Consider the following 24,226-nt stretch of genomic DNA (forward strand, 5'->3'; position numbering starts at 1 on the left):
ATGGATCTCTACTCGAATCATAAAAGACTCTATTTGGCCGCACTCGGATTTTTCCTGGCGCTTACGCTCTTCGTTGCCATAATTCCTGCACTCAGTAATCAGCAGACCACCGCCGTCCTTCCGGGATCGAGGCCGCTGAATGCTTTGGAAAAAGAAGGTAAAGCGATATTCATCGCTGAAGGTTGTGTAGCCTGTCATACGCAACAGGTCCGGAACCTTGATATGGACAAGAACTGGGGCAGCCGTCCCAGTATAGCTGCGGACTATGCCGGCATGACAAGGACCGATGTCTGGCGAAATACGGCAACGCTGATGGGATCGGAAAGGACAGGCCCGGACCTTACCAATATCGGTAACCGTCAGCCGGCCGAAGACTGGCACCTGCTCCACCTGTACAACCCGCGCCTTGTTGTCAGCACATCAGTGATGCCATCGTACGAATGGCTTTTTATATCAAAGGAATATGCATTTCCTGAAGACAGAGTGCTCAATATACCGGGTGCTGAAAAAGGGGGGAGGAAGATCGTTGTCTCGCACCAGGCCATGGCGCTGGTGGCTTATCTGCAATCGCTCAAACAATTAAAGCTGCCCGACGGCAGAACAGTTCCTGTTTTTCTGTACAGCAAGGATGCCGGTAAAGTTTCCGGAGCTGCACCGGCGCTGAAAAAGGATACAGGGTATGACGGTGATGCGTTATATGCAAGCAACTGCTCAAGCTGTCATCAACCGAACGGACAGGGAATCCCGGGAGCATTTCCTTCGCTGAAAGGAAGCAAGATCGTTCTGGATCCTGATCCTCTGGTGCAGGTCACCATCATCATGAAGGGTTATGACGGTAGAGCCGCAGAAGGATACGGTGCTATGCCTGCGGTCGGAACAAATAACAATCTGAAGCCGGAAGAGGTTGCCGCAATTGTCAATCACGAACGCAGCAGCTGGGGCAATCAATCCAAACAGGTGACCGCAGAAGAAGTGAAGAAGATCATCTCTTCCCTTAAGTAAAGAGTAATCTTAAGATATCTCGCAGAATATCAAACAAATATCAGAAATGATGAGAAAATACATTTTTACCATATCCGTCATTTTAGTCAGCGGAACTGCTTTCGCATGTGATGCCTGCAAAAAGCAAAAGTCTCTTTTTACCGGTATCAGCCACGGCAGAGGACCGGAAAGCAACTGGGATTATCTGATCGTTGCCCTGATGATCGTTGTCACGCTTTATGTGCTTTTTGCGGCACTGAAATGCATGTTCAAATCATCCGAGAACCATCGGAGCCATATTAAATACACCTTTATCGAATCGGATGATTATGGAATTTAAAAGCAGCGTTGTTCTGTACATTGATGATGACCCGCAGCCCGTCGGGGAATTTCCGTGCCCGGTATCTTTCGAACTCGATACGCGGCGGCTGACGGACGGCGAGCATGTTCTGAAAGTGGTCGGTAAAGACTATCTCGGAAAAGAAGGGATCAGACTGATACCTTTTAATGTGCGGAACGGACCCGCTATTGCCGTCGAAGGCATTCGTAAGGATGAAACTGTGGAAGGGGTATTGCCGCTTATGATCAATGCTTACAGCAAGGGCAATCAAAAAGTGTTTTTAGTACATGGCAGTGAAACGCCCCAGAGCATACCCTGGTGGATCGTTGCAGGGATCATCCTGTTCGCCGCATGGACAGTGTTTTTTGTGATCACTTCACTTTCTGTTAAACTATAAAAAAGCATAGAAAATGGCAGATATAGAAAACATGGATTCTATCAGATTACTGGTAGATGATTTTTACAGCAGGGTCCGGGAAGATGTACTCCTCAGTCCGGTATTCGCGGAATTTATCGTTGACTGGCAACCGCACCTGCTTAAGATGTATGCGTTCTGGAATACGATACTCTTTGGCGTCCCCGACTACAAAGGCAATCCTTTCGCGCATCATGCTAAACTGACGGTCACGACCAGGCATTTTTACCGCTGGCTTGAATTGTTCGGTGAAACGGTAGATCTGCATTTTGAAGGCCATAAGGCAGAAGAAGCAAAAAAGAGGGCGGAGATCATGGCAAATATGTTTCAGAACAGAATGTCTCAGCTGAAAGATAAAAATCACGTCCTGCTTTAAGGAGGACCGGAGGTAACTGAAAATGATATCAACAGATATATGTATAATCGGAGCCGGTCCGGTCGGACTTTTTGCGGTGTTTGAAGCGGGGCTGCTGAAAATGCGCTGCCATGTGGTTGACGCATTAACACAGGTCGGCGGACAACTGACGGAGATCTATCCGCAAAAGCCTATATATGATATTCCCGGCTATCCGACGATCACGGGAGAGGAGCTCATCGGACAGCTTATGACACAGATCGCGCCGTTCAGGCCTTCCTTCACACTTGGCGAACGCGTAGAACAGGTAAACAGGCAGGCCGCTGATACTTTTTTGCTGACAACCTCGGCAGGAACAGTTATCAGCGCAGGAGTGGTCGTTATCGCCGGTGGTCTCGGCTGTTTTGAACCCAGAAAGCCCTCAATCCCTGATCTGGAGCTGTATGAAGGAAAAGGCGTGACCTATTCGGTCAGGGATCCCGAAGCATTTCGGGGCAGACAGGTCGTCATAGCTGGCGGCGGCGATTCGGCACTGGACTGGACACTCGTTCTGGCCGGGATCGCTGATAAGGTTACGCTGGTTCACCGGGGGAACACTTTTCGTGGCGCACCCGACACGGCAAACCGGATACAGGAGTTAGCGAATGCCGGGAAACTTGACCTGATCACCAGGGCGCATGCCACACATCTGACAGGCGAGGGAAGACTTGAGCGTGTAGGCGTTTCCGTCTATGGCGGGGAAAGCCTGCTGATCCCGGCAGACGACTTCGTTCCGCTTTTCGGCCTGACGCCAAAACTGGGACCTATCGCAGAATGGGGCCTCAATATGGATAAAGATGCCATCAGCGTGAATACACTGGATTACAGTACAAGCGAAAAGCGCATCTATGCGATCGGGGACATTAATCAGTACGCTGGCAAATTAAAGCTGATACTTTGCGGTTTCCATGAAGCCGCCCTGATGGCCAGGAGTGCTTTCCAGTTTATCTATCCTGATCAGCGGATCAATTTTAAATATACAACAGTCTATGGGATCAATGCATTCTGAGGGAAAAATAGAATTTAAAGCTTACGATACGGACGGAGACTGGAGAATGGTCGAGACAATTGCTGACGTACGCCTTTCACTGATGGATATTCTCCGGTCGAACGGTTTCTATATCAAGGGTGTATGCGGAGGGCTGGCAATTTGCGGCACCTGTCTCGTTAAGGTCATCAGCGGTGCCGGCGAATTAGCGCCTCCGGATGATGACGAGGCTGCGATGCTGGAAATGTTACCTGATGCAGGCACCGGGAGCAGGCTGGCCTGTCAGCTGCCCCTTTCACCCGCAATGAATGGGATGATATTCAGGCTGCAGAATTATGCATAAGTAACGGATACCAACCGGAAGAACACTGCATCCTTTCGCGCGGCAGCTGTTACAAGGGGGGCAGGCCGGCAAAATAATACAGATATGAACATGGTAGAGCAAATAAGTACGTTATCGATCTCAAAGCTGCAGAAAGCCTTTGACCTGGCAGCACCGAGAAAACAGTACCTTTTCGTTGATACCGGCTGCGAGCCGCTGTACACGGATGAACCGTTCCGGACGGAAACTTATTCTGTAGTCTGGCTGCGGCAGGGGGTAATGCACCTGCAGGCGGATCTTACATCGACTGTCATAACCGGGCCGGCAGTCATTACCTTAGGCCCGAGCGTTACGCGGTCCTTTCGCAGGTCAGATGAACGGCCGGATATGCAGCTTTTCTTTTTCACCGCTGATTTTCTCCTGGAAACGCTGGCGAACATTTTTTATCTGGACAGGTACAGGTTTTTTGAGGATAATGAAGGACATGTGCTTCAGCTGCATGAACAGGAAGCTTTCAGGCTGGCGTCGATATTCAATCTCGTCAGTGGTGTTTTCGGCAGAATGCACCCTAATGAGCCACAGCTGATGCGGAGTTACGGGTATTTGCTTATTCATGAGATTGATGCGATACACCGGAGCCGCAGCGCAGGGCAGCAGCCTGATGAAGGCAACCTGCTTTTTACCCGTTTCAGGAACCTGCTGACAAAGGAATTCTGGCGGCACAGGACTGTCGGCTTTTATGCCAGCAATCTGAATGTAACACCGAAGTATCTCTCCGAGGTCATCAAAAAGCAAAGCGGAAAAACCGCCGGTGAATGGATAAATAAAGCCGTCATGCTGGAAGCAAGGGTACTTCTGCAGAACAGAACACTGAGCATAGCAAGGGTGAGCGAGCGCCTCAGCTTTTCAGACCAGTCTGTTTTCGGGAAGTTTTTTAAGACACATCAGGGCTTATCCCCCGCAGAATACAGGAAATCACTCTCCCAGTGAATCCATTTACCGAAATATTGACTAAAAGTACCGAAGTACAGCCCTTTTTAGCGCGTGTTTTTACGGCAATTTTGAATTCATAAAGAAATCAGGCAAGGCAGGTTTAAAATTACGATCATGAGATTTATCAGAGAACAGGACCGGAAGTTCGTCGATATGGGTAATGTCAAGAATCACCAGATGATCTTTCCCGTTGTCTATCCGGCAGCAGGTGACCTTTGGGGGCCGGTCGTACGGTTTGACAATAAAAGCCTTGTTCCCGGGGGGCAGGAATTACAGAACTTCGCCGGAAGTCCGCTGCTGGTCATACGTATTATGATCAGCGGTACCGCTACCTATTTTGATACCGCGGGGAACCGCGTCGTAATGCACAGCGAAGATGCCCTGATGGTGAATGCCGGTAAAGGAGCGCTGCAGGCAACCCTGCATAATACCGATGAAACTTATGAAGACGATCTGCTGGAAATATGGCTGCACATGCCTGAGCGGGACAGCATGTTCCATTTTCAGCTTGCTTCATTTCAGCGTGAAGAAGGGCAGCTTTATCCGGTTACTGCACCGGAAAAGCAGAGCACTGAACTGTGGCGCGGCCTCTTCGGCCCGGGGTCTGTCTACGTGCTTGAGCCCAGTGCCGAACATCGTAAGGTTATCATCTTTCTGATCAGCGGATCACTTAACATCAACGGACGGATGCTCAGCTACCGCGATACGGTAATGCTGGAAGCAGATGGTCCGCTAACAATGAAGTTTGACAGAATGAGCGAGATCTTCCTGATCAGGTACAATTAGAGAAAAACCGGACGACGGCTCAGCGGCCGTTAGTCCGTCACATTTATGCGCAGAACAGAAAATCTAAATAATAATCTGATATGATAAGATCAGTTTGGATAAAGCCCTTTTTATACAGGCTCATATGGATATTTGCCGGTATTTTTTTAACAGGATGGAACATGGCTTATGCCCAGCAGCCATCCCTTACTCCGGCAGTACGAAAGCTCAGTCTCACTGAAGCCATAACACTTGGAAAGACAGATAATAACCTGGTAAAAGCGGCCGGGCAGGAAGAAGAGGCGAGCCTGGCAGATCTCGATGATGCCAGAATGAATGCTTTGCCGGTGATTACCGCGTCCTCCGGTTACCAGCGGTTTACAAAGCTTACCCTGTTTGAAAGCGGTCTCGGTGGAGCCCACAGTGTACCGAAGCGTCCAAGCCAGTATGGCGCAGACGCGGGACTGAGCGCGAGCTTTAATCTTTACTCCGGCGGAAAGCAACGGGCCCTGACCGCTGAGCAGCGTCACAAAAAAGATCTCGCGGGAGTGAATGCGCAGGAACAAAGTGCAGCGGCCGGCCTGCAGACAGCTGCTCAGTACCTGGATATGGTCCGGTTGAACGATCAGCGGCATTTCATACTTGAGCAGGTCGTCCGGGCAGAGACACGTCTCAAAAACATCTCATCGCTCTTCCGTAATCAGAAAGTTACCAGAAGTGATCTGCTTCGGGCGGAACTGAACCTGTCAGCAGTCAAGCTTAACCTTGAACAGACAGAAAACGATATTTTGATCAGTAACCAGAAGCTGAATGTGCTTATCAATATTCCGGATAGCGTAAAGGTCGAACCTGCGGATTCTTCGGGCACGGCAGTGCCGGATCCGGAGGAACTTAATAACCTGCTCAGCCAGACTGCAGGCAATGCGTTTTTAGTACGGAAGGCAGAAGAGAACCTGCTGATCCTTGGAGACCGCCTGAAAGGGATCCGCAGTAATTCCCTGCCATCTGTGTCCCTGTTGTCCGCATATGGCATCAATTACCCGAATACCATCTTTTATCCGCCTGTGGACCAGGCCTATGCTATAGGTTTCATCGGGATCAGAGTTCAGTATAATATTTCGTCGGTTTACCAGAATAAGAATAAGACCGCCGCCGCCCGGATAAGGGTGAGACAACTCCGTTTCCAGCAACAGAATATAACTGACAATGTCAGGCAGGAAGCAGAAGCGCTGCTGATCAAATACCGCGAGGCCCTGAATCGTATCTCGGTCACAGAACGATCGATCGAACAGGCGCTCGTCAATTACCGTATCGTTAACGCCAAGTATCTTAATCAGCTGGCGCTGCTGACGGATCTTCTTGATGCTGACAATCTGTATCAGGAAACCCGTTACAACCTGGTCCAGGCCCGTATCAACGCAAAGCTGATCTATTACCGGATGCTTTACACGGCCGGTAAATTATAATCATTCACCATCTAATTACATCGATCATGACCACATCACCGGCCAAACGACCCCTAACCATTATTCTCACTGTTTTTGCCCTCGCTATCATCGCAGGGGCAGCGTGCTTTTTTATTTTTTACTTTCTTAAAGGCAGCCGCTACCAGGAAACAAATGATGCACAGGTAGAATCCTATATCAATCCTGTTTCGGCAAGGGTCGGAGGATATATCCGGTCTGTACGCTTCGGCGAACACGAGCCCGTAAAAGAAGGAGATACACTGGTCACACTGGATGACCGGGAGTACCGTCAGCGTGTACTGGAAGCGGAAGCGGCAGTTGAGGATGCAATTGCGCAGGTAAACGTGCTGAACGCAGGTATTACCAGCCTCCAGGCCGCTTCAAAGGTCAATAAAGATCAGGCAGACGGGGCTAAGGCAAGGCTGGTACTGCAGCAGTCGGATATCAGACGTTATAAAAACCTGGTGCGTGAAGAAGCTGTTACAGGTTCAGATCTTGATGCGGTTCAGTCCCGCTATGATGTTTCCAGAAGTGATTACAGCGGCGCGCTGAATAATCTGCGGGCCAGTTATGCAAAGATAGCTGAACTGAAAACACGCCGGGCGCTGCTGGCAGCGGACCTTAAAAGAAAAAATGCATTACTTGAACTTGCAAGGATCAACCTGGGCTATACGGTAATCAGGGCTCCCTACAGCGGCCGGATGGGTAAAAAGTCGATCCAGGAAGGACAGCAGATTCAGCCGGGTCAGCCGCTCGTATCGATCGTCAATGAAAGGGACAAGTGGATCACCGCCAATTTCAAGGAAACACAGGTGAACGGTATGTACATCGGGCAGCCGGTGGATATAAGGGTCGATGCGATCGATAACGTAGTTTACCGGGGCAGGATAGAAGCGATATCAGCTTCCACCGGAGCTAAGTTTTCGCTGCTCCCCCCGGATAACGCAACCGGGAATTTTGTGAAAGTGGTACAGCGGATCCCAGTAAAGATCAGATTTACAGATAAGGATATCACGGCGGTGAAAGCAGGTATGAATGTTCTCGTCGCAGTTAAAAATAAAGGAATATGAATCCTCCCGTATACCTCAGAAGCTGGCTGCACCGGTCTCCCTGGATGGTGAGGACCCTGCTGGTGTTCGTTACGCTTTCTGCTGTTTTTCAGTTCGGTGCCTTTGCACTCAGTCAGAACTTTGTTATCTCTTACCTCGGTGCGCAGCAGGAAGATGTTACTTTCGCTATTCAGATGACCTATGTGGGTATACTGGTCATGCTGCCTGTTCAGTTCAGGTTTCAGCGCTATTTCGAGCCGAGAAACTATATGATCGTCATTTTGTCGTGCGGAATAGCACTGGCGGCGGCTTGTCTGTTCGTTCACGATCTCGTTTTGTTCTTTGTCATCCGTTTTCTGCAGGGACTTGTCGTTTGCGGTATTGCTTCCTGTATGTTTGTGCATGTTTCCGCCTATCTCAAAACAGAGCACAGGCAGGTGATCCCGTCAGTACTTTTATACGGTTCTGTACTTGCCAACACGGTGATCATCGGTATGGTCGCCTCGAATGTTTCCCTCACTGCAGATTTCCAGCATCTGTATTATTACATCATATTGTTCCTGCTCATTTCACTTGTAATCATCATGACAGGTTTCAAGAGCCGGACAGACAGACATCTTTATCCGCTCTGGCAGATCGACTGGGTCGGAGCTGTCTTTTTTGTGACTGCAGCTGTGGCTTTCGCATACACTATTATTTACGGTTCCAAATTTTACTGGCTTGCTGATCACCGCATCCGTCTGTCGGTTCTCATCACTGTTGTGTCAGTGTTTTTATATATTTTGAGGGAATATTCGATAAAGCGTCCGCTGATCCAGGTCCGGACGCTTTTGAACCCTAAAATATGGCTCGGGTTATTACTGCTTGCCGTTTACTACGGAATGAAAGAAAGCATTAACCTCTTATTCGGTTACACCGGCGGTGTGCTGCAGTGGAGCCCGTCGCAGACCATGGAGCTCGGGCTGTTCAATCTTGCAGGCCTCATCCTGTTTATGGTCCTGTCAACCGCTCTTTTATTTCGAAAGCCTGGTTTTTTTCCCGGTTTTCTTTTCATTGGTTTTGCCCTGTTGCTGGTATACCACCTTTGGGTCTATTTAATAATGACACCTGATCTTGCCTTTGGGGATCTGATCGTTCCGGTATTCATGCAGGGGGCCGCATCCGGAATGATGCTCGTACCGATCGTGGTTTTCATTATCAGGACGGCAACGCCTGCCGCCGGATACACAGGGCTGGTGATCGGAGCATATGCAAGATTTACCGCTTTGTTAAATGCGAGCGCGGGTTTTTATAATCTGCAGTTGTATTATAACCAGATCTACAAGGAATCTTTCCTCATCCGTATCACCGGGACCGACCAGCAGACGGCAGAGCGGCTGGACAGCTTTAAACAGTTATATCTTACCAAAGGCTATGTGCCGGAGCAGGCCGCCGCACTGGCCAATGGAGCCCTGGGCAGGTTGATCGGGACGCAGACGCAGTTATTGACAATACGTGCTGTATTTATGCAGCTTTCGGTCATCGCAGGAACGATCATGATCATTGCCGGCATCGTGTGGATCCTCGTTTCCGTTCTCAAAAAGAATAATGCGGCAGCACAGATAAATTAACATCATCAGGATCATTCATTTGAAGCCGTCATCACAGGGGAAGGGCTTTACAGCACATTCCCTTTACCGAAGGATGATTTTGAACAGCCCGGATACGATATTTCGCCGTTCGACTGCCATGGTATGACGAAAGAGCGTCGATATAGGTCTTGTAATTATTTAATGAATTGATTATCAGTAGTTTGTATAAATGGCATGATATTTTAATGGTTTGGTTTATCGAATTCAATAATATGAAAAACTGTAAATCAATCCGTTATGAATATTTCATCAAAGCACCACAGGAAACTCAACAGCGCAATCACACGCAGAGTGATCGAGCTGCATTCAAAAGGTTATGACCAGGATTTTATGATGCAGACCAATCGTTTGCTATGCATTCAGAACAACGAAGATTTCGCGGCCAGCGCAGTGCAGATCCGCGTAGTTGACCAGGGGTATGATCATGTCGACGGCTGTTTCAAGTATATCCATACCATAGATACATTCAACGGTCAGAAGGGCGTACTGATCGCTGACGGTATATTCACAAATGCGGTGATACACTGATCCTGTTTCCGGTTCGGAAAGAGCTGGAAAGACTTTGGTCCCCCGCTGCAGGATAAACTGGTCCACATCGCCGGCTGCTGAGGGAATAACTTTGTCTGAAATTTTAATTGAAGACTTATGTTGTGTAAAAAAGTAGAGTCAGCGGAGGATATTGAAAAGTGCAAGGATCTTATCCTTGCCTTCAGGCCTCACCTGGACGCGGGAAATCTGGCAGTCCTGGTAAAAAGAATGATCAGAGAAGGAGGATTTGAAATAGTCTATGCCATGGATGAAGATACCAACAGCGCGATGGGATTTGCCGGTTACAGAAAATACGAGATGCTGAGGACGGGGAAGATCATTTATATTGATGACCTGTATACTGCACCGGAAAGCCGGAAGAAAGGCTGTGCGGCAGCACTTCTTGGTTTTATAGAATCCGAGGCGAGAGAGCAGCAGGTACAGAGCATTCATCTTGACAGCGGTTATGCACTGCATCCGGCTCACAGGCTTTATCTGAATCAGGGTTACATACTGGCCTGCAACCATTTTGCAAAACCTGTTGGATGATCTGTCCGGGCTTATTCTCAGGGAGAGGGTGATTCCCGTGACGGCTGCTTGTAAAGATGACAATTAAAGAGTTTTATATCTTTAATAAAGATTTAGCTTTGCATTAAAGATATGGGCGTTTTCTCCAGGACTTGCGAATATGCGATGCGTGCGGTTTTTTTTATCGCTCACCGGACCCCTGAGGGGACCAGAGTGGGAATAAAAGATATCTCAGAGGGTATCGATTCACCCGCCCATTTTCTCGCAAAGATCCTTCAGGACCTGAGCAGAAGAGGGATAATTCACTCAGCTAAAGGCCCGAACGGCGGTTTCTATATGACGGAGGAAGATTTGTCCAGGCCGCTAAGTGATGTGGTCGAAGCGATCGACGGTGTACAGATCTTCAAAGGATGTGCACTCGGTCTGAAGCAGTGTTCTGAGAAAAACCCTTGTCCGCTCCATCATGAATTCAAAGCCATAAGGAACGACCTTACAAAGCTCCTTAACGGAACATCTATCAAATCATTCAACGAAGACCTGCTCAATGGCATGACATCGCTGAAAAAATAAACTGATCTCTTACAGCCGGTGCGGACGGCAGCAGTATACACAGATAATTTTCTGGACCCCTCTACCTGGACCTGCTGGACCATTTAGTGAGACTTTTCAGGCGTAATTTTGTTAAAAAAAAGAATATGAAATCACAAGCAAATGCGCTACCCCAGTTAATAACCAGGCTCGCTCTCGGTATTGGTTTTCTTTTACCTGTTGCAGACAGATTAGGATTCATGGGTGCGCCGGGTTCAGGTGTCAACTGGGGGGACTGGAAACATTTTACAGGCTATGCGCATGTGATCATGTCCTTCCTGCCGGAGAGCGTAAGCAATTTTGCGGCATTGATCGCAACGATGGCCGAGATCATATTCGGTGTTTGCCTGATACTTGGCTTTAAGATAAAAGCAAATGCCTTTGGCAGTGCAGTACTGACTTTGCTTTTTGCGGTCAGTATGATCATATCAGAAGGCATTCTTGCCCCGTTCAAATACCCGGTTTTTGTATTTGCCGGCGCTGCTTTACTGCTGACTTTCACTGAGGATCCGAAATGGAGTATTGACAGCGTTTTAAAAGACAAATAATATAACGATCTGAAAATAATAAAGCGGGTATCCGGTCTGTGTTCATGGTGAAACCGGTTAGTTTTTATTTCAGTGGCTTTGACCGATTTGTTAGGTTAGCGATTCACGGCCGGAACGCCCGCTTTAATTTTTACATAACATTAATACTCTTTATATTCAACTTTATACATAAACCCTATGGCAGCAGGCAAAAGAAAATTCGTATCCAATTCCCAAGATTCAGTCCGGATGTTCAAAAGTGATTTTTTTGAAGCACTGTCAAAAGTGCATTTTACTGTCCCGCTGTATCTGTTCATACCCGTAATTATTTATTGCTTTTACAGGTCTTCGCTGACCGACATGGCTTTATGGGAATATCCGGCCGATTTCCTCGCAGGGATGCTGGTATGGACCGCTGTAGAATATGTGATGCACAGGTATGTATTTCATTTTGAGCTCCCCGGCACTATCGGCAGAAGACTGCATTTCATCATCCACGGTGTTCATCATGATTATCCGAGCGACAGGTTAAGGCTGGTAATGCCCCCGTCTCTGAGTATCCCTCTTGCTATCGCTTTCTTTTATCTTTTCAAAGCCTGTATTCCGGACCGGTATTTCTGGTTTTTCTTTGGTACTTTCCTGATCGGCTATCTTATTTATGATATCGGTCATTACGCTATGCACCACTTTAACTTTAAAAGCGGCATCTTTAAGAAGATCAAACACCATCATATGCGTCATCACTATCAGGAACCGGAAAAGGGTTATGGCGTGAGTTCACCGCTGTGGGATCACATCACAGGATCGGTATTTTCAGATACGAAAGAAAAATAGTTTAATACGGACTGCGCTGCCGGTAAAGCGAAAGCCGAATAATCAACATAATGCTGCCTTTTAACAACCTTATCGTCACTGACCGCAATTCCCAGGTCAGCATTGCTGCACAGATCAGCGATCAGATCATCAGGCTGATCCGTGATGGGGTGATTGTGCCAGGCGCTTTATTGCCTGCTACCCGGATACTGGCCGGGCTGATCGGCGTCAACCGTAAAACGATCAACAAAGCTTATGAAGACCTGCTTGATCAGGAATGGATCGAGTCAGTGCCGAGGCAGGGGTTCCGGGTAAAGACCAATCTCCCGCTGATCAAGCCCCGCTCTTTTCATCCTGTCAATAAATTTGAGCAAACGGACCGGCAGCAGCCTGTCTTTATCGAAAAAGATGAGATCCCGAAACTCGGCAAACGGCGTATACCCGATTATGAGCTTTTAGTGACGGACGGGTTACCTGACTACCGGCTTACGCCGCATAATGATATGCAGCGGGAGTACCGTAAGCATCTGGATAATAAAGCGCTGAACAGAGCCACTTATTTCCTTGATCAGGGAGGACACCCATCCCTGAAAAACGCGACCGCTTCTTTTCTTAACAGTTCAAGGGGACTGAATGTGGCTGAAGAGAATGTGCTGATCACAAGAGGCGGGCAGATGGCTATTTACCTGGCCATAACGCTTTTGGTAGGCAAGGGTGATGAGGTGGTGGTCACTGAACCGAACTATGTGTTCAGCGATGAAACTTTTTTGAATGCCGGTGCCGTTATTAACCGGATAGGGGTGGACGAAGACGGGATGATCATCGAGGAATTTGAAAGGATCCTGGAGGACAGGCCGGTAAAAATGCTCTACCTTGCTCCGCACCACCATCACCCCACAACCGTTACCATGAGTTCGGAGAGGAGGCTGAAACTTCTTCAGCTGATGTCTAAATATGATTTTTGGGTGATCGAGGATGATTACGATTATGATTACCATCATAGTAACCGTCCTATATTACCGCTTTCTACCAGCTGTCATAATGGTAAAATCATATATGTCGGTTCATACAGCAAACTGCTTGGCCCAAGTGTGCGCTTGGGATTTATGATATCAGCACCTAAGATCATTCAGCGGGCGCTTCATCTGAAACGCCTTTTCGATCTTAAGGGAGACGTCTTTAATGAATACGTACTTGCTCAAATGATCATGTCCGGGTCGCTCGACCGTCATATCCAGAACGTCAACAGAATATATGCTTCACGCTGTGCGCTGATGGCTCAACTGCTTGAAGAAAAGCTTGGTGACAAGGTTTCGTTCGCTATACCTCAGGGAGGGCTTGCCTTATGGGTGAAGTTCCACGAAAATTATGATCTGAAGCAACTGATCCGCAAAGCCGCAGAGCAGGGTTTGCATCTGATCGGGAATGCCTGCGTTAACCCGGCATCAGTGCACAATAATTCCATCAGGCTGGGTTTTGCTTCTCTTGTTGAAGGAGAAATTATTCGGGTCACAGATATCCTCCGTCAGCTTCTTTCTTAATAATAAGATTTTACCTTTCTGAAATACAAGATATTATACTGTCTTTCTGAATAAAAACTTCAGTACAGACCTTTCGCTGCTGTCCGAAAATCATCCGCATTCCCGGGGTAAGAAACCTGTACTGGACCCTATGATGTGGTGTTGCTGGTCCATGAGATGGTCCACAGCCCGGGGTAAATTTGTATCGACAATGGCAATGAAGCCTTGCCTTTAATATTACAATATGAAAAAGATAGCGCTGCTGACTTTTATTACAGCATCATTCTTTACAGGTATCGCCCGCGCTCAGCATAATCCTGCTCATGAAGAAGTAACCACCACGCCTCCGAAAGTTATCTTCTCGAAACTGCTCAATACGCCATCATTAAAAAACCAGGAGTTTAAGATGGTTGTCGTAACATTTGCACCTGGTGAGACATCTTCGGGACACCGTCATCCGATCCCGACTTTCGGTTACGTACTGGAAGGTGAACTGGAATCGACATTTGAGGGAAAAATCTACCGTTATAAAGCAGGCGATACATTCTACGAAGAACCGGATGGCCTGCATAATGGCACACGTAATGTCAGTACTGATAAACCTGCCAGGCTGCTTGCCATATTTATAGGTGATGCAGGCAAACCTTTTCTTGTCCCCGAAAAGCATATTAAATAAATCATTATCAGGATATTCTGAATATTATATATCAAAAAGCTTAATCAAAAATTTATGAAAATCTTAATTATAGGAGCAACCGGCCTGATCGGATCGAAAGTCGCCCAAAAACTGCAATCTCTCGGCCACAGCGTTGTCGCCGGTTCTTCATCAAAAGGAATCAATGCACTGACAGGCGACGGTCTGGAAGAGGCTTTGAAAGAAACGGACGTGCTGATCGACCTGATCAATTCTCCTTCATTTGAAGAAGGTCCTGCTGTCGAGTTTTTTAGCAGAACCGGCAACAACCTGGTTGCTGCAGCGAAAGCAGCAGGCATAAAACACTATGTGATTTTATCGATCGTGGGAACCGATATCATGCAGAACATAGGCTATATGAAGGCAAAAAAAGTACAGGAAGACCTTGTCAAAGGATCAGGTATTCCGTACACCATCATCAGAAGTGCCCAGTTCCATGAATTTGTACCTGTGATCGCAGATATCGCAACACAGGAAAACCGTGTCCATGTTTCAACACTGGATTTTCAGCCGATAGCAGCTGAAGACGTCGCAGACTTCGTTACAGGTCTGTCCGTACAATCTCCGTCGAACAGTATCGTCGATATTGCAGGACCGGAGCGTAAGGCTATGAGCACATTTGTAAAGGATTATCTTTCAGCCAGGAAAGACGCCCGTGTGCTGGTACCTAATGACAGACGCGAGTACATCGGCATAGCAGTTCCCCAGTCAGCGCTTGTACCTGTTAACGGTGCAAAACTTGGAGGTATCACTTTTGCAGACTGGATCAGCGGTCAGTCAGCATAATAACCATTTCATCACAGGTGAAAGGGGCGGAGAAATCTTCGTCCCTTTTTTATGCGCTAAAAGGAGTAATATCAGTCCTTAACCTCAAGCCCGATACAGAAATAACCCGCCGGTTTTAATGAAGCCCGGCCGCATTTATATCTTAGGAAAAAAGAAATTCTTCAGGCAGGCGACTTAAATGAATCATTCAATAATTTATTATAAATATTAAAAATTCAAATATTTATGTTTATTACCTGAATCGTTTTTTATAAAAGCACAAAGCTTCGCAGGGTTTCTGCGAAGCTTTGTCTGATCGAATAACTTCCGGATTATTTATCAGTTCAGCTGTATGGTTTGTGGCCCGAACTCTTCGAAGAAAATAAATGACCTGTCGACTCCTGCAGCGATAAGATCATTGTAATGCTTCGTGATAAACGATGCAGGTCCGCAGATGTAATATTCGCTGTTCGGCGCAAAATTCTTTTTGTCGATATGCTGAAGATCTACCCAGCCCTGGCGGACAGATCCCGGGTCTGCACCTGCGTCCACAGCATCATAGAAAATATGCCGCTCGAAATCTGCGCCTGTTTTCCAGGCCGCCAAGTCATGGTGAAAGGCATGAAGGTTCCTGCTCCGGCAGCCATGTATCCATGCCTTCGGACGATCACTGCATGATGCGATCAGGTCTTCCATCATACTGATCAGCGGGGTCTGGCCTACGCCGCCGCTGATAAAGACAACCGGGTTTTCTGAAGCTGAGAGCACAAAATTTCCTGCAGGGGCAGAGACGTCGATGATATCACCGGTATTTATGAAGTCATGCAACCTGTTGCTGACCATGCCGTTAAAATTTAATTCGCCCCCGAATTCCCGCTTAACGGAAATCCTGTAGTAGGTCCCGTTCGGTGCGCAGGAAATACTGTATTGCCTCGGCTGGAACAGATTCAGCTGCGGTACAAATATCCTGACACTGATAAACTGCCCCGGTTTAAAGTCAGCGATCTTACCGCCGTCAACCGGATATAAATAAAAAGAAGTGATCTCATCCGATTCAGCTTCTTTTTTCCTGACGGCAAACGGACGCCATCCGGTCCATCCACCCTCGGTATCGGCAAGTTTTTGATAGATCTGTCCCTCGTGGTTCGCCATCAGTTCGGCAAGCTGTCCGTAAGCCACTGTCCACGCATCAATCAGTTCATCAGACGCAAGATCGCCCAGCACCTCACGGATAGAGGCGATCAGATGTTTCCCGACGATCCGGTAGTGTTCAGGTCGTATACTCAGGCTCGTGTGTTTCTGACCGATCGCATCCAGTACGGGCAGCAGTACTGTTGGATTCTCAATGTGCTCCGCATAGGCCAGTACAGCCATAGCCAGTGCCGTTTGCTGCTTCGCATTTTGCTGATTACCCATATTGAAAACATTTCTGAGTTCCGGATGGTGGGAGAACATCCTGCTGTAAAAGTATTTAGTCAGTGTAACGCCATGTTCTTTTAGAATTGGTACGGTGCCCCTCACAAGGTCTTTTTGCGCTTCTGTTATCATAATTATAAAAGTTGTTTGTAAATGAATTTGATACAGCAAAAATATATAATAAAAGATAAAAAGGTATTTTATTATTCTATTGATTTTAACTGTGGCAATTCCGTGACATCATGGTTAGCTGTGGGAGGGGAGAAAAAAAAGCCTTTCAAAATGAAAGGCTTGAGTTTCCGGATGCTGCTGTCAGAACTGCGGTATTTTCGGGAATGACGCCGCAACCGCCTGCTCGATATCTTTTGGCGGACAGATCAGGTCATTTGAGATCCGGAATTTATGCTTCTTTGCTTCTTCGCCTTTATGGCGCAGATCTCTGCTCCAGCCGTCAGTCACGATCGCGTGACCGGAACCAAGGTCAAGACAGGTATTGTATCCGGGCTGCTGATAGGGTTTCAGCGGCATATCAAAAAGATCATTTACTGCGTTGTGCCCCGCCCATCTGCCCTGAAATTGTGAGAACTGGCAGGACATAACCGCTGAACGGCCTTCTGATACGGTCACGTTAGCGACGTCTCCGGCAATGATCACATTATCATATCCCGGCAGCTTAAGGTGCTGATCGACACTAAGGCGGTTCAGCTGATCTTTGCCTCCTTTAAAACATGAGGTCAGCGGGCTTGCGGTCAGGCCGGCTGTCCAAATTACCGTGCTTATCGGTATTCGCCCGCCATTGCTCAGTATAACAGCATCCGGCTCTATGCTGACAACGGCGGCATTAGTGATCACCTCTATATTTTTGGCTTTTAGGGTTTCCACGATATATTTCTGACTGTCAGGGGAATAAAAGTAAGCTACTTTGTCAGATTTTTCTATCATAATGATCCTGAAAGATGCTGCAGCGGACGAATGTTTTTCCAGCAGCAGCTTCGCCTTTTCTTCAATTGCTGTTACCGTTTTCAGGCCGGTAAAGCCGCCGCCGGCGACTACAAAGGTCGCATCTCCTTCATTCTCGAAATTGTTCTGCGCGAGCTTTATCATATGATCCTCCAGGTGCTTTGCACCGTTAAAAGTATCATTGTTAAAGGTATGGCTGATCCCGGGGAGATTGACTGCTTTCAGCGAACTTCCCGTAGCAAGAATAAGATAGTCGTAAGAAATGTTGGGGATACCATTAGCGGTAAAGACAGAAAGTTCGTTATTTTCTGCGTTGATGCTTTCCGTTCTTCCCTGGATCTGGTTAATCTGTAAGGGCTTGAGATATCCGTCAAGCTCGACGCGGGTACCTTCGAGTGATACCTCGTACAATCGGGGGCGCATGGTAAAATATTATCGGAATTGATCAGGGTGATCTCCAGATCTGAGGCTTTATTCAGCTCACGGCTTTGTCTGACAGCACTTAAAGCGCTCCAGAAACCGGCATACCCGCCGCCTACGATGACTAAGTGTTTTTTGTCGTGATATTGATTTGCTGTGTTTTTCATTTGTTTAAGGATTGCAGTTATGGAATGCTCACAGTCATACCCGATGAATTTTTATGAAGGGCATTTCCCTGTGAAATTTGTTGATTTTTATGACCGGGGTAAACGCTCAGCCGAAAGTCGGGCAGAAGACGCGGGACTATCGGCAGGTTGGGTACCTAAAGATTTCAGTTCCTTCATAAACTTTTTCAAATGTGGAAAGAAACCTCTGAACAAAGGGGTTTCCCTGTCTCTCACAATGAATTCCGTAAAGATCTTCAGACTGATGGCAAATGCTGCTGCATCTTCTTTTGTGCTGAAAAGTTCTTTGCTTTCGATCCGTTTGATGATGCCGAACAGCTCATCGTGTGATTCAACTGGGATCTGTATCATATCCCCGGGACGAATAACCGGCTGGTCTTTTGTAAGGCTCAGCAGATATTTATTCCATATCAGTGTCTTGTTTTGTGATACAAAGGTCACCAATACGGATACGGTAAAACTGGACAAATCTATCCGAATACCTTACAAATCTGTCATCTCACTGATAAACTGGGATATTTTTTTGCCCAGGGTCTTTTTGAACAGCCTCGCAAAATAATCAGGGTCAGAAAATCCCAGTTCATAAGCGATCGCTTTTTGTAGAATGATTGCCGTTATACAGTTTGCGCCGTGCCTCCAGCATCAGCCGGTTGATAATGAACTGCTTGGGTGACAGTCCTGCGTATTGTTTCACGATCTGGTAGAGGGAGTTAACGCTTACGGCCAGTTTTTCAGCGATAAGAGTGATCTCCGGAACACGTCCGAGTTCCCGCTCGACGTATTGCTGAAATTGTATATACACATCAAACCTGTGATCCTGTACCACACTATGCTGATAACCATGAAAATAAATTGAATTACATTCCGTCAGCAAGACATTCAGATAGGCCAGTACAGTTTCGGTATTGCCCTGTTTCTTTAACAGATCCGACAAATTGCTGAAAATCGATTTTAACCTTGCGACAGCTTCATGCGGGAGGGAAATAAGCGGGTTATGGAGCGGGTCAAAAAGGAACTTGTGCGTATGAGGCAGCAGTGCGAGACAATTCTCGTCAAATACGATGTTGAAGAACCTGCTCCCGGGAGTATGCCTGCACGACCAGTGTATTTGATTGGGCAGTACGAACAATACCTGCCCGGTAACACAGCATAATCTTTGAGATTGATTCTTTGATTATCTCTGCCTTCCAGCATTAAACCCAGATAATAATGTGTTTCGCGATGCGGTGCGCTTAGGATCTTCTCAATGTCTTCAGGGAGCTGCATCGTGTTTTCGGCGTTAACCCTGATGGCAAGCCGGTGACTTTGCTTTATTCTGTCAATAAAACCGCGTCTTTGAGGCATCTTGCTTGTTCACGGATAAACTTTTATTTCCAAGCCTTTGATTGTGGCCATCCTCAGAAAAAGCTGGCTTAACTGACGGGGTAATTCGAGGCATATCAAACATACTAATTCATAAGATATGTGTTGGCGGTTTATCAATATTTTACTGAATTTAAAGAATTGTATAAGCCTAGGTCTGTACATTAACATTAAATTACATTCACAATATAATTAAATAAAGGCCAGATTTCTAAATATTGGCGTTCGAAGCTATATTTAAAACTTGTTTATAGGGTCGCAGTTTAAGGCGGCAAAACCTGGAAGTATTATTTCATGACTCGCGGATTTTTTTGCTTTATATTGTGCTTATTTATCTATGGACGATCCTCAGCAGGGATTATGAATACAGATAACACTCTGCCATATCTGGTGGCCGACAGTGTAGCTGTAAATAAAATGATTGGCCTTGCTGATGCATACATCGTCCGGTTTTCGGAAAGCAGAAAGTATGTTGACAGCGCATTAGCTCAGATCTCTTCCGCTGAAAAGATGGCATCAATTCTTGGACTTGAAGATCTCCGATATCGGGTACTTTCCGAAAAAGCGAGGATTTTTATTAAAAGTGCAGATTTCGCATCGGCGCGGCCACTTTTTACGGTTATCACAGCTTACCATCGTCGTAAGGGGATAGCTGCAGAAGCTGCTTCTTGGCAAAAGATCGGTGATGATTTCGAACTCGAATTTAAAACCGGCTTCCCGCTGCGACGTAGCTGTTACCAGAGGGCATATGAGCTTTATAAGTTGACCGGTAACCGACAGAATATTGCTGATGCCATGGGAAAGGTGGCTGATGCCGACCTTGCTGCAGGAGAATATGCCAAAGCTGAACAGGAGCAATTGTGGGTGATAAAAGAGTATCAGGCGCTGAAATATGTGAAGATATATTATGGCTATTACATGCTTTCCGAGACCTATTACAGGTCCAGGAAGGAAGAAAAGCATTTGAAAGCACTTGTCAATTGCGTCAACACTTTTGAGGATGATCGAGGAGGAAACCCTGCCGATGGACTTTTATATTACTTTAATCTTGCTGTAGCTTACCATAAATACCGAAATTTCGAATTTGCGATTACCATGTATAAAAAAGGGATGGCCGCATCTATGGAAATCAAAAGTTATGACCGTTATAACTGGGGGGTATTAGGTTCTATCGGATGTTACATCAAACTCGGAAAATATTCAACCGCTCTCAAACTTATGCAAGAGGCGTCAAAGTATCCCAAAACATTGAAAATGGAATGTTTTCTGGTGTCCCGAGAGTTGAGCTTATACGTTACTATGAAGCGCTGGAGCGATGCCCGTAAAATTGTTCCGAAATTCATCAGTCTGTTTGACCGTTTCAGAGTCATAGCCGCTACCAATGCGAATGCTTATGCGACTGAAGAGTTCATCCTCAATTATTATCCTCTGCCGGTTTACTACATTCAAACCAAGCAATGGGCGGAATTGCGTGTGGCTCAGCAGGTCATGCGGTCATTTCCCGAAAAAGAACTAGATGACAACGCCCGTATATATATTCACAACGTCAATCTGAAGATAGATTCTGTCGGCGGAGATTACCTGAGCGCATTAAAGGAACATGAGATCATTACTATGCTCCGGGATTCAGCCATGTCGATCGAAAACAGGAATCGTATCAGCGAGCTTGAGGCTAAGTACAATTCGGAAACCAAAGACAAAAGGATTCAACTTCTCAACAGCGCGGCCTCGGTTCAAAAGGAAAAGCTGGAAAAAGTTAACCTTCAGGCTCGATTTATCATTGTGATCACGATAATTGCTGCACTATTCGCAGCAGTTCTTTTTTTTGCATATCAGGGCAAACGAAGGAGTAATTTGGCCTTGAAAGCAAAGCAGCAAAAGATTAATGATCAAAACAACGTTTTGTCGGAACTACTAATACAGAAAGAAAATCTTCTCTCCGATAAAAATGATCTGGTAGAGTCATTGGAGGGTTTGTTATCAGAAAAGGAATGGTTGCTGAAAGAAGTTCATCACAGAGTAAAGAATAACCTGCAGATCGTAATGAGCCTGCTCTATAATCAATCTTCTTATCTCAAAAGTGAGGATGCAAAAAAAGCCCTTTTCGATGTTCAGAACAGGATTCAGGCTATTGCCATAATTCATCACAAGCTTTATAGTAAAAACTCCGTCGCCTCCGTGGCCCTGCCGGGTTACATCAGCGAGCTGACCAATTATCTGTCCAGTATATACGTCAAAGATATCCGAACGATAAGATTCGTGCTGAATATAGAGGATGTAAGTTTAAACATAAGTCAGGCTGTACCAATTGGTCTGATTCTTAATGAGGCTATTACCAACTCCATTAAATATGCGTTCTCCAAAAATGGAGGAGTTATAGAGATATTTGCCAAAAGATGTAATGCACAGCAACTGGAACTTTCCATAAAAGATAATGGAAAGGGATTGCCTGCAAATTTTCAGTATGATGATGATGTTTCATTAGGAATAGGGATGATGAAAGCGTTGACCCAGCAATTAAAAGGTGCATTCAGTATCATAAGTCGCGACGGAGTTGTTATCAAAATCCATTTTAAACTTGATGAGTGATCTTCGGAGGTTGAAGGGGCAGATTTATTTATATGGGTTTTCTCCCAGAAATTAACGGGGTGTAACAACTCTTTACAATCCGTCTGATAATTATTATGTCAAATGTTTTAACTTAACAAATAGGCTTGTACCTTATATTTTGCATTTAATATATTATTTTAGGTTCACATGAACACTTCGGGCATTTCATCGCTTTCAGATAACGACCTGCTGACCATGATCGTAAACGGCGACAGCAGTGCTTTTAAAGAATTATTTGATCGCTATAATGCACTTCTTTTTATTTATGCACATAAAAAAATTAAGGACAAAGAAGCCTCACAAGATCTCGTACAGGACGTCTTTGCGACTATCTGGCAGAACCGCTCACGGCTTAATATAGAGCATGGAACCGTTGCATCATATCTGTATGCCTCTGTTAGGAATCGGGTAATAAATGTTTTCAGAGATAGAAAAATCGACGAACGTCATCTAAGTTCTCTTCAAAATCTGATAAGGCCTTTGAATAACAACACCGATCATCGCGTGCGGGAAAGGGATATTTCACGCCTGATAGATAAAGAAATTGCGGCATTGCCGCCGAAAATGAGAGAGGTCTTCGAATTGCGGCGTAAGGGCCATATGTCGAACAAAGAAATCGCTTTGCAACTTGGTATTTCCGAATTGACAGTTGCTACCCATCAAAAGCGGGCGCTGAGAATTCTGCGTATCAAATTAGGGCTTTTGAGTTACCTTATCTTTTTATTAAAGTTCCATCTTTATTTATTTCATTAAATAGATTTTACCTTATATTAATATTTTTATTTTTTGAGTACCCTGTGTCCTGCCTTTGTGTGTCTTAGTAAATATAGGTCATTACAATGAACGAGGATGCAAAAGAATTGTTGAGCCGGTATTTTGCCGGTAACGTCACAGAAGAAGAGGGGCTGCTGGTCGAATATTGGTTTCATCACCTCAACGACGAAAATGAACCGGACATATCCCAGCAGGATCTTCAGGCCGTTTCGAAAGAAATGTGGCACACCATCGCACCAGTCCGAAAGTTTTCAATAGTAAATCTTCAATGGCTTAAAGTTGCAGCTGCAGCGATGGTTATGTTGACTGTTGGCGCGGCCTGGTTCTTCGTGAGCAGGAGCAGATTGCAAAAAGTCTCACAGCCGCAGATTTCATTCTCACATCCGGGTGGCAATAAAGCTTTTCTTAAGATGGACAATGGGAAAGTTGTGGTTTTAGATGATTCAGCCAAAGGAAAGGTCGCTTGGGACGATAAAGCTCTAGTTACGCAAATTCAAAAAGGGCATATTAAGGATGAACCTGATTTGGCTGCCGGAGAGGGTTTTCACACGTTATCAACGCCGGCCGGAGGACAGTATGCCATAACGCTCTCTGACGGAACCTGCGTCTATCTTAACGCCGCCTCCTCTTTGCGATACCCGACCCGATTCGGAACTGGTCCACGTATTGTTGAATTAAGCGGTGAGGCTTATTTTGAAGTTAAGCATGATGAGCAACATCCATTTAAAGTCATTTCAGGATCGCAGGTGACTGATGATATCGGTACCGCATTTAATGTTAAAGCCTATCCTGACGATAACAAAATCGTCACATCACTTTCTGAAGGAGCTGTACGTATCCGGGGTGTTGATCATTCCCTTTTTCTAAATCCCGGTCAGCAGGCGATATTATCGGGCAAAACACTGGGTTTGGCAGAAGGTCGTGTAGCAGACGCCATTGCCTGGAAAGAAGGATATTTCAAATTCCGCCAGGAGCGTTTGGAGGATATTATGAAGAGCCTTTCACGCTGGTATGACATCGACGTGGAATATTTAGATTATAACAAAGATGAGCTTTTTAACGGTCAGGTGTCAAGATATAAAGATATCAGGGAAATTCTTGATATGCTTGAACATACTGATTTGGTACACTTCAAAGTCAAAGGAAGGAGGATATTGGTAACGAGATAATATTACAAAAAAGCCATCCGGTT

General features: G+C 46.1%; 27 protein-coding genes. 22 read left to right on the forward strand and 5 right to left on the reverse strand.

Annotated elements, in window-relative coordinates; all coding sequences use genetic code 11:
* From D0C36_RS19650 to D0C36_RS19740, 19 genes are all read left to right on the forward strand, one after another.
* Positions 1 to 1,002: a cytochrome c gene (locus tag D0C36_RS19650; protein WP_117393361.1), complete on the forward strand. Its 1,002-nt coding sequence runs from the start codon at positions 1 to 3 to the stop codon at positions 1,000 to 1,002.
* A gap of 46 nt (positions 1,003 to 1,048) precedes the next feature.
* The gene (locus tag D0C36_RS19655) at positions 1,049 to 1,321 is read left to right on the forward strand and encodes a hypothetical protein (protein ID WP_147322056.1); all 273 of its coding nucleotides are present in this window, start codon (positions 1,049 to 1,051) and stop codon (positions 1,319 to 1,321) included.
* The gene (locus D0C36_RS19660; protein ID WP_117393363.1) at positions 1,311 to 1,718 is read left to right on the forward strand and encodes a cytochrome C; all 408 of its coding nucleotides are present in this window, start codon (positions 1,311 to 1,313) and stop codon (positions 1,716 to 1,718) included. The genes D0C36_RS19655 and D0C36_RS19660 overlap by 11 nt, the downstream gene beginning before the upstream one ends.
* A gap of 13 nt (positions 1,719 to 1,731) precedes the next feature.
* The gene (locus tag D0C36_RS19665; RefSeq protein ID WP_117393364.1) at positions 1,732 to 2,112 is read left to right on the forward strand and encodes a group III truncated hemoglobin; all 381 of its coding nucleotides are present in this window, start codon (positions 1,732 to 1,734) and stop codon (positions 2,110 to 2,112) included.
* 22 nt (positions 2,113 to 2,134) lie between these two features.
* A complete protein-coding gene (locus D0C36_RS19670) occupies positions 2,135 to 3,139 on the forward strand; it encodes an NAD(P)/FAD-dependent oxidoreductase (protein ID WP_117393365.1) in 1,005 nt (334 codons plus the stop codon).
* Complete coding sequence (locus tag D0C36_RS19675; RefSeq protein WP_117393366.1) at positions 3,120 to 3,461, forward strand: 2Fe-2S iron-sulfur cluster-binding protein; 342 nt, start codon at positions 3,120 to 3,122, stop codon at positions 3,459 to 3,461. Before D0C36_RS19670 ends, D0C36_RS19675 begins: the two co-directional genes overlap by 20 nt.
* Before the next feature lie 84 nt (positions 3,462 to 3,545).
* Positions 3,546 to 4,430, forward strand: coding sequence for a helix-turn-helix domain-containing protein (locus D0C36_RS19680; protein WP_117393367.1), 885 nt, complete (start codon positions 3,546 to 3,548; stop codon positions 4,428 to 4,430).
* Between the two features lie 117 nt (positions 4,431 to 4,547).
* Positions 4,548 to 5,219, forward strand: coding sequence for a pirin family protein (locus D0C36_RS19685; protein WP_147322057.1), 672 nt, complete (start codon positions 4,548 to 4,550; stop codon positions 5,217 to 5,219).
* An 80-nt stretch (positions 5,220 to 5,299) separates the two neighbouring features.
* Positions 5,300 to 6,664 carry a TolC family protein gene (locus D0C36_RS19690; protein WP_117393369.1) on the forward strand — a complete coding sequence of 455 codons (1,365 nt, stop codon included), beginning with the start codon at positions 5,300 to 5,302 and terminating at the stop codon, positions 6,662 to 6,664.
* Between the two features lie 26 nt (positions 6,665 to 6,690).
* Positions 6,691 to 7,734 (forward strand): HlyD family secretion protein, encoded by a 1,044-nt coding sequence (locus tag D0C36_RS19695; RefSeq protein ID WP_117393370.1) that lies wholly within the window; start codon positions 6,691 to 6,693, stop codon positions 7,732 to 7,734.
* Complete coding sequence (locus tag D0C36_RS19700; RefSeq protein ID WP_117393371.1) at positions 7,731 to 9,323, forward strand: MFS transporter; 1,593 nt, start codon at positions 7,731 to 7,733, stop codon at positions 9,321 to 9,323. The genes D0C36_RS19695 and D0C36_RS19700 overlap by 4 nt, the downstream gene beginning before the upstream one ends.
* 258 nt (positions 9,324 to 9,581) lie before the next feature.
* Complete coding sequence (locus tag D0C36_RS19705) at positions 9,582 to 9,872, forward strand: hypothetical protein (RefSeq protein WP_117393372.1); 291 nt, start codon at positions 9,582 to 9,584, stop codon at positions 9,870 to 9,872.
* Positions 9,873 to 9,989: 117 nt separating this feature from the next.
* Entirely contained in the window at positions 9,990 to 10,421 is a 432-nt protein-coding gene (locus tag D0C36_RS19710) for a GNAT family N-acetyltransferase (RefSeq protein ID WP_117393373.1), read from the forward strand.
* 111 nt (positions 10,422 to 10,532) lie between these two features.
* Positions 10,533 to 10,970 (forward strand): RrF2 family transcriptional regulator, encoded by a 438-nt coding sequence (locus D0C36_RS19715; RefSeq protein ID WP_117393374.1) that lies wholly within the window; start codon positions 10,533 to 10,535, stop codon positions 10,968 to 10,970.
* Positions 10,971 to 11,095: 125 nt separating this feature from the next.
* The gene (locus tag D0C36_RS19720; protein ID WP_147322058.1) at positions 11,096 to 11,536 is read left to right on the forward strand and encodes a DoxX family protein; all 441 of its coding nucleotides are present in this window, start codon (positions 11,096 to 11,098) and stop codon (positions 11,534 to 11,536) included.
* Between the two features lie 177 nt (positions 11,537 to 11,713).
* Positions 11,714 to 12,349, forward strand: coding sequence for a sterol desaturase family protein (locus D0C36_RS19725; protein WP_233524525.1), 636 nt, complete (start codon positions 11,714 to 11,716; stop codon positions 12,347 to 12,349).
* Between the two features lie 50 nt (positions 12,350 to 12,399).
* Complete coding sequence (locus D0C36_RS19730) at positions 12,400 to 13,869, forward strand: aminotransferase-like domain-containing protein (protein WP_117393377.1); 1,470 nt, start codon at positions 12,400 to 12,402, stop codon at positions 13,867 to 13,869.
* Between the two features lie 223 nt (positions 13,870 to 14,092).
* Positions 14,093 to 14,524 (forward strand): cupin domain-containing protein, encoded by a 432-nt coding sequence (locus D0C36_RS19735; protein WP_117393379.1) that lies wholly within the window; start codon positions 14,093 to 14,095, stop codon positions 14,522 to 14,524.
* A gap of 54 nt (positions 14,525 to 14,578) precedes the next feature.
* Positions 14,579 to 15,328: an SDR family oxidoreductase gene (locus D0C36_RS19740; RefSeq protein ID WP_117393381.1), complete on the forward strand. Its 750-nt coding sequence runs from the start codon at positions 14,579 to 14,581 to the stop codon at positions 15,326 to 15,328.
* 318 nt (positions 15,329 to 15,646) lie between these two features.
* On the opposite strand, the gene hmpA is transcribed toward D0C36_RS19740, so the two are convergent.
* The 5 genes from hmpA to D0C36_RS19770 form a co-directional block, all read right to left on the reverse strand.
* Positions 15,647 to 16,855 (reverse strand): NO-inducible flavohemoprotein, encoded by a 1,209-nt coding sequence (hmpA, locus tag D0C36_RS19745; RefSeq protein WP_233524526.1) that lies wholly within the window; start codon positions 16,853 to 16,855, stop codon positions 15,647 to 15,649.
* A gap of 180 nt (positions 16,856 to 17,035) precedes the next feature.
* Complete coding sequence (locus D0C36_RS19755; protein WP_117393383.1) at positions 17,036 to 18,106, reverse strand: NAD(P)/FAD-dependent oxidoreductase; 1,071 nt, start codon at positions 18,104 to 18,106, stop codon at positions 17,036 to 17,038.
* 251 nt (positions 18,107 to 18,357) lie between these two features.
* Positions 18,358 to 18,756, reverse strand: coding sequence for a DUF3861 family protein (locus D0C36_RS19760; RefSeq protein ID WP_147322059.1), 399 nt, complete (start codon positions 18,754 to 18,756; stop codon positions 18,358 to 18,360).
* Positions 18,757 to 18,771: 15 nt separating this feature from the next.
* A complete protein-coding gene (locus D0C36_RS24990; RefSeq protein WP_117393623.1) occupies positions 18,772 to 18,906 on the reverse strand; it encodes an AraC family transcriptional regulator in 135 nt (44 codons plus the stop codon).
* Positions 18,869 to 19,222, reverse strand: coding sequence for a helix-turn-helix domain-containing protein (locus tag D0C36_RS19770; protein WP_117393385.1), 354 nt, complete (start codon positions 19,220 to 19,222; stop codon positions 18,869 to 18,871). Before D0C36_RS19770 ends, D0C36_RS24990 begins: the two co-directional genes overlap by 38 nt.
* Before the next feature lie 788 nt (positions 19,223 to 20,010).
* On the opposite strand from D0C36_RS19770, the gene D0C36_RS19780 reads away from it, so the two are divergent.
* The 3 genes from D0C36_RS19780 (at position 20,011) to D0C36_RS19790 (ending at position 24,203) form a co-directional block, all read left to right on the forward strand.
* Positions 20,011 to 22,239, forward strand: a complete 2,229-nt coding sequence (locus D0C36_RS19780) for a sensor histidine kinase (protein ID WP_158557153.1) — start codon at positions 20,011 to 20,013, stop codon at positions 22,237 to 22,239.
* A 168-nt stretch (positions 22,240 to 22,407) separates the two neighbouring features.
* A complete protein-coding gene (locus tag D0C36_RS19785; protein WP_117393388.1) occupies positions 22,408 to 23,013 on the forward strand; it encodes an RNA polymerase sigma factor in 606 nt (201 codons plus the stop codon).
* An 86-nt stretch (positions 23,014 to 23,099) separates the two neighbouring features.
* On the forward strand, positions 23,100 to 24,203 hold the full coding sequence (locus D0C36_RS19790) for a FecR family protein (RefSeq protein ID WP_117393390.1): 1,104 nt from the start codon (positions 23,100 to 23,102) through the stop codon (positions 24,201 to 24,203).
* Positions 24,204 to 24,226: the final 23 nt, after the last annotated feature.

This window comes from Mucilaginibacter conchicola (assembly GCF_003432115.1).
Taxonomy (GTDB): domain Bacteria; phylum Bacteroidota; class Bacteroidia; order Sphingobacteriales; family Sphingobacteriaceae; genus Mucilaginibacter; species Mucilaginibacter conchicola.